Source organism: Rhodococcus aerolatus (assembly GCF_054783215.1).
The window spans coordinates 1-8,606 of record NZ_BAAGQZ010000010.1 but is presented as its reverse complement, the minus strand read 5'-3'; the positions used below and the strand labels follow the sequence as shown (position 1 = coordinate 8,606).

Annotated in this window: 7 protein-coding genes and 1 pseudogene; 7 read left to right on the top strand and 1 reads right to left on the bottom strand. The window is 75.1% G+C overall.

All coding sequences use genetic code 11. The features are described from left to right. The 7 genes and pseudogenes from ACYVOF_RS05295 to purH all read left to right on the top strand — a co-directional run. Positions 1-894, top strand: a pseudogene (locus tag ACYVOF_RS05295) (hypothetical protein); the annotation flags it as partial. 126 nt (positions 895-1,020) lie between these two features. Next, positions 1,021-2,187, top strand: a complete 1,167-nt coding sequence (sucC, locus tag ACYVOF_RS05290) for an ADP-forming succinate--CoA ligase subunit beta (protein ID WP_460864488.1) — start codon at positions 1,021-1,023, stop codon at positions 2,185-2,187. Positions 2,188-2,202: 15 nt separating this feature from the next. Then, the gene (gene sucD / locus ACYVOF_RS05285) at positions 2,203-3,105 is read left to right on the top strand and encodes a succinate--CoA ligase subunit alpha (RefSeq protein ID WP_460864487.1); all 903 of its coding nucleotides are present in this window, start codon (positions 2,203-2,205) and stop codon (positions 3,103-3,105) included. Positions 3,106-3,260: 155 nt separating this feature from the next. Then, positions 3,261-4,349 (top strand): DUF5336 domain-containing protein, encoded by a 1,089-nt coding sequence (locus ACYVOF_RS05280; protein WP_460864486.1) that lies wholly within the window; start codon positions 3,261-3,263, stop codon positions 4,347-4,349. A gap of 50 nt (positions 4,350-4,399) precedes the next feature. Continuing rightward, complete coding sequence (locus ACYVOF_RS05275) at positions 4,400-5,878, top strand: cell division protein PerM (protein ID WP_460864485.1); 1,479 nt, start codon at positions 4,400-4,402, stop codon at positions 5,876-5,878. Positions 5,879-5,906: 28 nt separating this feature from the next. Continuing rightward, positions 5,907-6,557 (top strand): phosphoribosylglycinamide formyltransferase, encoded by a 651-nt coding sequence (purN, locus tag ACYVOF_RS05270; RefSeq protein ID WP_460864484.1) that lies wholly within the window; start codon positions 5,907-5,909, stop codon positions 6,555-6,557. Next, positions 6,554-8,104, top strand: a complete 1,551-nt coding sequence (gene purH, locus ACYVOF_RS05265; RefSeq protein WP_460864483.1) for a bifunctional phosphoribosylaminoimidazolecarboxamide formyltransferase/IMP cyclohydrolase — start codon at positions 6,554-6,556, stop codon at positions 8,102-8,104. The genes purN and purH overlap by 4 nt, the downstream gene beginning before the upstream one ends. A 32-nt stretch (positions 8,105-8,136) precedes the next feature. Here purH and ACYVOF_RS05260 read toward each other — a convergent pair. Next, positions 8,137-8,606: HNH endonuclease signature motif containing protein (locus tag ACYVOF_RS05260; protein ID WP_460864482.1), on the bottom strand; the 470-nt coding region annotated here is incomplete at its 5' end.

The following is an 8,606-nucleotide window of genomic DNA, read 5'->3' as shown; positions in this document are numbered from 1 at the left end:
CCCGCGGCGACGCCCGTGCTGCCCCCGGTGCGCCGGGCGACCCGCGCGGCCGGGGCTGCCGGGGTGCTGGCCCGGGTGCTGGCCGAGCTCGCCGCCCTGCTGCCCGCGTTCTCGGTGCCCGCCGGCGTGGCGGTGCCCGACGTCGCGGCCGCGCGGGTCGTGCTGGTGGCCGGGGTGCTTCTCGCGGCGGTCGCCGCCGGGGTGCTGGCCGGCGGCACCGGCCCGGGGGCCGACCTGCGGCCCGCGCTCGGGGTGCTGTGGGTGGGGCTGCTGGTCGCCGCCGGCGGGCTCGGGCAGGCGGTGGTGACCGGTCTCGCCGCCCCCGGCGTCGGGGTCGGCACCGGCCCGGTGCTCGTGGGGCTCGGGTGCGTGGCGGCCGCGGTCGCCGCCGGTGCCGCCGGTGTCGCGGGTGCCGCCGAGCGCGACGACGTCGACACCTCCGCCGGGCCGGAGGCCACCACGGCCGCGCGGGTGCTCGCGGGCACGGCCACCGTCGGCGCGGCGCTGCTGGTGCTGGCCCCGGTGTGGACCTCACCGGGCGGGCGCGGCCCCTACCTGCTGGGGGGCTCCCCGACGGGCGGGGGTCCGGGCCTGGACGCCTGGGCGCTGCTGACCGCCGCGCTGGCGGTCGCCGCCGCGGCGTGGGTGGCGACGGTGTCGCGGCGGCGGCGCGCCCGGGCCCTGCTGGGGGGTGCGCTGGGGGTCGTGGTGCTCGTGCTGCTGGGCTGGCCGCTGGGGCCGGTCGGGGTGGGGCAGAGCTCGCCGGGCGTGGGGCTGCTCGGTGGCGTGCTCGCCCTCGTCGGGCTCGCGGGGCTGGTCGCGGTGGGCGGGCGGGACGAGTCGGAGCCGGTGCCCGACCAGCCGCGGCGCCGGGCCCGGCCCGCGCGCCGGTGAGACCTGGATCTCACCCGGCCCGTCCGGGCCCGGCCCGTGTCGGGCGCCCCGACCTGCCTCGATAGTGTCGGGCGCGGTGCGGTCGCAATCAGGGCCGGACGTCAACGCGGACGAGACGGTGGGTTGATGGACCTCTTCGAATACCAGGCGAAGGAGCTCTTCGCCGAGCACGGAGTACCGACGACGCCGGGGCGCGTGGCCGCGTCCCCCGACGAGGCGAAGGCGATCGCCGAGGAGATCGGCAAGCCGGTCATGGTCAAGGCGCAGGTCAAGGTGGGCGGCCGCGGCAAGGCCGGCGGGGTCAAGTACGCCGCCACCCCGGACGACGCCTTCAGCGAGGCCACGAACATCATCGGCATGGACATCAAGGGCCACGTCGTGCCCAACGTGCTCGTCGCCGAGGCCAGCGACATCGCCGCCGAGTACTACATCTCCTTCCTGCTGGACCGGACCAACCGGACCTACCTGGCCATGTGCTCGGTCGAGGGCGGCGTGGAGATCGAGGTGACCGCGGTCGAGAACCCCGACGCGCTGGCGCGCGTGCCCGTCGACGCCGTCAAGGGCGTCGACCTGGCCACCGCCCGCAGCATCGCCGAGCAGGGCGGGCTGCCCGCCGAGGTGCTCGACGCGGCGGCGGAGACCATCCAGAAGCTGTGGGAGACCTTCGTCGGCGAGGACGCGACCCTCGTCGAGGTCAACCCCCTGGTCCGGACCCCCGACGACCAGATCCTGGCCCTCGACGGCAAGGTGACCCTGGACGAGAACGCCGGGTTCCGCCACGAGGCGCACGGCACGATGGAGGACGGCGGCTCCACCGACCCGCTCGAGGCCAAGGCGAAGGCCAAGGGCCTGAACTACGTCAAGCTCGACGGCGAGGTCGGCATCATCGGCAACGGGGCCGGGCTGGTCATGTCGACCCTCGACGTCGTCGCCTACGCCGGCGAGGCGCACGGCGGGGTCAAGCCCGCCAACTTCCTCGACATCGGCGGCGGCGCGAACGCCGAGATCATGGCCAACGGGCTGGACATCATCCTGTCCGACGACCAGGTCAAGGCCGTGTTCGTCAACGTCTTCGGCGGCATCACCGCCTGCGACCAGGTGGCGGACGGCATCGTCGGCGCGCTGGACCTGCTCGGCGACGCCGCGACCAAGCCGCTCGTCGTCCGCCTCGACGGCAACAACGTCGAGAAGGGTCGCCAGATCCTCGACGACCGCAACCACCCGCTCGTCACCCTGGCCGACACGATGGACGCCGGTGCCGACCTCGCTGCAGCCAAGGCTGCCGGTAAGTAAGGGACCACAACTGACATGTCGATCTTCCTGGACAAGAACTCCCGCATCATCGTGCAGGGCATCACCGGCGGGATGGGTGCCAAGCACACCGCGCTGATGATGGACTCCGGCGCGAACATCGTCGGCGGCGTCAACGCCCGCAAGGCCGGCACGACCGTGACCCACAAGAACGCCGAGGGCACCGACGTCGAGCTGCCCGTGTTCGCCTCGGTGGCCGAGGCCATGAGCGAGACCGGCGCGAACGTCTCCGTCGCGTTCGTCCCGCCCGCGTTCTCCAAGGACGCCGTGGTCGAGGCCATCGACGCCGAGATCCCGCTGCTGGTCATCATCACCGAGGGCATCCCGGTGCAGGACTCCGCGTGGTTCTGGCAGTACTGCCAGGACCAGGGCGGCAAGACCCGCATCATCGGGCCGAACTGCCCCGGCATCATCACCCCGGGGGAGTCGCTGGCCGGCATCACGCCCCACACGATCACCGGATCCGGCCCCGTCGGCCTGGTGTCGAAGTCGGGCACGCTGACCTACCAGATGATGTACGAGCTGCGGGACCTCGGGTTCTCCACCGCCATCGGCATCGGCGGCGACCCGGTCGTGGGCACCACGCACATCGACGCGCTGCAGGCGTTCGAGTCCGACCCCGACACCAAGGCGATCGTGATGATCGGCGAGATCGGCGGCGACGCCGAGGAGCGGGCCGCCGAGTACATCAAGGCCAACATCACCAAGCCGGTCGTCGGCTACGTCGCCGGGTTCACCGCGCCCGAGGGCAAGACGATGGGCCACGCCGGCGCCATCGTCTCCGGCTCCTCGGGCACCGCCCAGGCCAAGAAGGACGCCCTCGAGGCGGCCGGGGTCAAGGTCGGCAAGACGCCGACCGAGACCGCGGACCTGATGCGGGAGATCATGCGGGGCCGCTGAGCAGGCAGGCCCGCACCACGGCCGCTCCCGGGACCACCCGGGGGCGGCCGTCGTGCGTCCCGGGGCGTGGGGCTGCGGGGGCTGCGCCGCGGGGTGCTGGGCTAGCGTCGGGTGACCGACGTCGGACGGACCAGTCGAACGGAACAGGAGCGGTGATGGCGAGCAACGTGTCCCAGCAGGGTGGGCCCGGGCAGGGGTCCGAGACCTCCGGTGGCCTGGTGCGGGCGCTGCCGCTCGTGGTGACCGGCCTCGGGGTGCTCGTGGGGCTGCTCGGCTTCGCGCCGCAGTACACCGCGGACGGGCTCGGGGGGTCCACCATCTCCGCGGGCGCCTACTCGGCGGGCGGGTCACCCGTCGGGGTCGGGCTGCTGCTGGCCGCGGGCCTCGTGGCCGGGGCCGGGCTGCTGCCGCGCCAGGCCGGGACGACCACCGTCGCCGCGGGACTCGCGCTGTCCGGCTGGCTCGTCGTGGTGTTCCAGGTGCTCGGGTCCGGTGACGTCACCCTGGGCTGGGGGCTGTGGACCACGCTGGTGCTGGGCCTCGTCCTGGCGGCGGCCGCCGTCCTCGCGCTGCTGGTCGACGCCGGCGTCGCGCCGACCCCCGGTGCGTCCCGGCCGCAGGGCCAGCCGGCCCAGGGCTTCGGCGGGCAGGAGCACGGCGGCCAGGGGTACGGCGGGCAGGAGCACGGCGGCCAGGGGTACGGCGCGCAGCCGCAGGGCTTCGGCGGGCAGGGCTTCGGTGCGCAGCCGCAGGGCTACGGCGCCCAGGGCTACGGCGGGCAGGGCTACGGCACCCAGGGCTACGGCTCCCAGGGCTACGGCTCGCAGGACTACGGGTCCCAGGGCCAGGCCCCTGGCGGCCAGCCCCAGGGCGACCAGGGTCAGGGCTCGCAGGGCTACGGCTCGCAGGGCTACGGCTCGCAGGGCTACGGCTCGCAGAGCTTCGGGGCGCAGGGCTACGGCTCCCAGGGCTACGGCGAGCAGGGCTCCAGCGGTCAGGGATACGGCGGTCAGGACTCCGGCGGTCAGCGCTACGGCGCACAGCCCCAGGGGCAGGGCGGCCAGCACCAGCAGCCCGGTCAGCCCACCTACGGCCAGTCCGCACCGCAGGGGGCGTGGGGCCAGCCGGGGCAGACGGATGAGGACCCGGCCACGTCCAAGGTGGCCCGTCCCGACCCGGGCGCGCCGCCCACCCAGGCGTTCGGCGCACCGGGCCAGGACGAGCAGGGGCGGCACGGCAGCTGACCCGGCGCGCCTGAGCGACCCGTCCGGCGCCCGGTGCGAGGGTTGGGCACGTGACCCAGCTGCTCCACCGGACGCGTCCCCGCGACGGTCGTCGTGAGGACGCGGCCAAGGTCCTCGCCGGCGTCGCCCTCGGTCCCGCCGTCGCCGGCGCGGCCCTCGTCGCGGTCGTCGTCCTGCTGCTCCTGCTCGCCGGGGGCGGGGAGTTCGAGGGCGCCGGCGCGGTGAGCGGGGCGGTGTGGCTGGCCGCGCACCAGGTGTCGCTGCAGATCGACGGCCAGCCGCTGGGTGTGCTCCCGCTGCTGCCGACGCTGGTGCTCGTGCTGGCGACCGCCCGCAGCGTGCGCGCCGGGGTTCGGCAGTCGGGGTGGAGCGGTGACCGGGTGCTCTGGCTGGGAGCCGCCGCGGTCGCCGGGCCCGTGCTCGTCGCCCTGCTCGCCGTGGTCCTGCTGGCCCAGCGGCCGTCGCTGCTGCCCGTCGCCGGCGTGGCCCCCGGACCGGCCATCGGGGCCGTCGTCCTCGTGCACGGCCTCGGTGCCGCCCTCGGGGTGGCCGGTCCGTCCGGGCGCTGGCAGCGGTGGACCGACGAGCTGCCGGAGTGGGCGTGGCGAGCGCTCGGGCTCGCCCCCCGGGTGGCGGCGGGTCTGCTCGGTGGGGGTGCGCTGCTGCTGACGGCGTCGCTGGTGCTGGGCTTCTCGACCGTCGGGTCGCAGTACGGCCCGGGGGCCAGCGTCGGGACCGTGGTGGGGCTGACCCTGGTCTCGCTGCTCTACCTGCCGAACGCGGTGGTGGCGGCGACGTCGGTCGCCGTCGGGCCCGGTGTCGAGATCGGTCGTGGGTCCGTGACGGCCGTCGGGGTCGTCGGAGGTCCCGTCCCGCCGGTCCCCGTGCTCGGCGGGCTGCCCGGGTCCTCCACCTCGTGGCTGTGGCTGCTCGTGCTCGTCGTGCCCGTGGTCGTCGGGGTCGTGCTGGGTCGCGTCGCGGCGCAGCGGTGCGGTGACGTCACCACGGCGGCCCGCACGGTGCTGGCCACGGCGGGCGTCGTCGGGGCGGGTCTGGCCCTGGCCGGGTGGGTCGCGGGCGGTCGGCTCGGCGCCGGCGTCTTCGACCCCGTGCACGTGCCTGCCGCGCTGCTCGGCGTCCTCGGTGCGGCGTGGCTGGCCGCGATCGGGTGCGCCACCGTGGTGGTGCTGCTGCGGCAGGAGCTCCGCGACGCGCGGGAGGCCGAGGACGACGAGGACGTCCCCGACCCGGTCGACCCCGGGACCGAGGACACCCAGGCCGAGGCCGAGGACACCCAGGCCGAGGCCACCCGGGACGAGGGAGACGACGCCGAGGACGGGGCCGACCCCGACGTCGACGCGGTAGCCGAGACCGACACCGAGGACGAGACCAACACCGAGGACGAGACCGACGCCCAGGACGAGACCGACGCCCAGGACGAGACCGACGAGACCGACGAGGTCGAGGACGCCGGCGATCCCGACCCCGAGTCGGCGACCGCGTCCGGGACGTCGCCGCGCGCCGACTAGGCTCCGTCCCGCCCTGCGCACCTGCGAGGTGCCCGACCCTGCCGAGGAGCGAGAGCTGGACGCCACCGCCCGGATCGCGGCCGACCGCGCGGCCCGCGTCGTCGTCCTGGCCTCGGGGGAGGGCACCCTCGCGCAGGCGTTGCTCGACGCCGATCCCAGCGAGGTCCAGGTGGTCGCGGTGGGCACCGACCGGCCGGCCCCCGTGGCCGAGCGGGCCGCAGCCGCCGGCGTCCCGTCGTTCTGCGTCCGGCCGGCGGAGCACCCGGACCGGGCGAGCTGGGACCGAGCGCTGACCGAGGCGGTCGTGGTCCACGACCCGGCGCTCGTCGTGTGCGCCGGGTTCATGCGGCTGCTGGGACCGGTGTTCCTGGCCGAGCTCGGCGGTCGCGTGCTGAACTCCCACCCGGCGCTGCTGCCGTCGTTCCCCGGGGCGCACGCCGTGGCCGACGCGCTGGCCCACGGTGTGCGCGTCACCGGGACGACCGTGCACCTCGTCGACGCCGGCGTCGACACCGGACCGATCCTCGCCCAGGCCGCCGTCGAGGTGGAGCCCGACGACGACGAGCAGACCCTGCACGAGCGCATCAAGACCGTCGAGCGCCGGTTGCTGGTGACCACCGTCGCCGCCGCCGCCCGACGGGGCATCACCCTCGACGGACGGAAGGCCCGCATCCCGTGACCGACACCCGCACCCCCATCCGACGCGCCCTCGTGAGCGTCTACGACAAGACCGGGCTGGCCGAGCTCGCCACCGGCCTGCACGTGGCCGGGGTCGAGATCGTCTCCACCGGGTCCACGGCGGCCCGCGTCGCGGAGGCGGGTGTCCCCGTGACCCGTGTTGAGGAGCTGACCGGGTTCCCCGAGTGCCTCGAGGGTCGGGTCAAGACCCTGCACCCCGCGGTCCACGCCGGACTGCTCGCCGACACCCGCAAGCCCGACCACCTGGCCCAGCTCGACGAGCTCGGCATCGCGGCGTTCCAGCTGGTCGTGGTGAACCTGTACCCGTTCACCGACACGGTCGCGTCCGGGGCGTCCCCCGACGAGTGCGTCGAGCAGATCGACATCGGCGGGCCGTCGATGGTCCGCGCTGCGGCGAAGAACCACCCGTCGGTCGCGGTCGTGGTCGACCCGTCGCGCTACGACGAGGTGCTCGACGCGGTGGGTGCGGGTGGGTTCACGCTCGCGGAGCGGGTGCGCCTGGCGGCGGACGCGTTCGCGCACACCGCGTCCTACGACGTCGCGGTGGCGTCGTGGATGGCCGGCACGCTGGTGGCCGACGAGGGTGCGCCCGCCTGGCGCGGCAGCGCGTGGGAGCTGGTGAGCACGCTGCGCTACGGCGAGAACCCGCACCAGTCGGCGGCGCTCTACCGGGGACCGGACGGGGGCCTCGCGGCCGCGGAGCAGCTGCACGGCAAGGAGATGTCCTACAACAACTGGGTCGACACCGACGCCGCCCGCCGCGCCGCCGCGGGCTTCGACGGTCCTGCCGTGGCGATCATCAAGCACACCAACCCGTGTGGGATCGCTGTCGGCGCCGACGTCGCCGAGGCGCACCGCAAGGCGCACGCCTGCGACCCGCTGAGCGCGTTCGGCGGGGTGATCGCGGTGAACCGCCCGGTGTCGGTGGCGATGGCCGAGCAGGTGGCCGAGGTGTTCACCGAGGTCGTCGTCGCGCCGGGGTACGAGGACGGGGCGCTGGAGGTGCTGGCGCGCAAGAAGAACGTGCGGGTGCTGCGGTGCGGACCCGACGAGCGCCCCGCCCCGGTGGAGTTCCGGGGGATCAGCGGGGGACTGCTGGTGCAGGCGGTCGACCGGGTGGACGCGACCGGTGACCCGGCCACCACCTGGACGCTGGCGGCCGGTGAGGCAGCGGACGAGGCGACGCTGGCCGACCTCGAGTTCGCCTGGCGCGCCTGCCAGGCGGTGAAGTCGAACGCGATCCTGCTCGCGCACGACGGGGCGTCGGTCGGCGTCGGGATGGGCCAGGTGAACCGGGTGGACTCCGCTCGCCTGGCCGTGTCGCGGGCCGGTGACCGGGCTGCAGGGTCGGTCGGGGCCTCGGACGCCTTCTTCCCCTTCGCCGACGGCCTGCAGGTGCTGCTCGACGCGGGTGTGCGCGCCGTGGTGCAGCCCGGGGGCTCGGTGCGCGACAAGGAGGTCGTCGAGGCGGCCGCGGCCGCCGGTGTGACCCTCTACCTGACGGGGACGCGGCACTTCCTGCACTGAGCGCGCGCCGGCACCGCCCGTGCCCCTGCCCATCAGAACGGGGGTGGGTCGTTGTCGGGTGGTGGGTGTGGTGGCGCGGGGGGTGGGTGGTCGTGGTCGTGCCACTGCCGTCGGGTGCGGTGGTTGTGCTGCAGGTCGTGGTGCTGGGTGAGGGCGTGGTCGAGGTCGTTCTCGAGTCCTCCGCCGCGGCGGGTGCGCGGTGGTGTGCAGTCGGGTCGGTCTGCGGCGGGGATGGGGGGTCCGTGCTCGCCGGGGGTCGGGGGGAGCCCGTCGGGTCGGGTGGTGGTGGATTGTCCGGTGGGGCCGGTCCAGTGCTGGGTGCCGTCGGGGTCCATCCGGACGGTCCAGACGCCGGCGGTCTTGGCCCGGTGGTGGTGTCGGCACAGACAGGCCACGTTCACCACGGTGGTCCACCCACCGGCCCTGGGGTTGTCGTGGTTGTAGGGGATGACGTGGTCGAGGTCGCACCCGGTGGCGGGGACGGTGCAGCCGGGGAACCGGC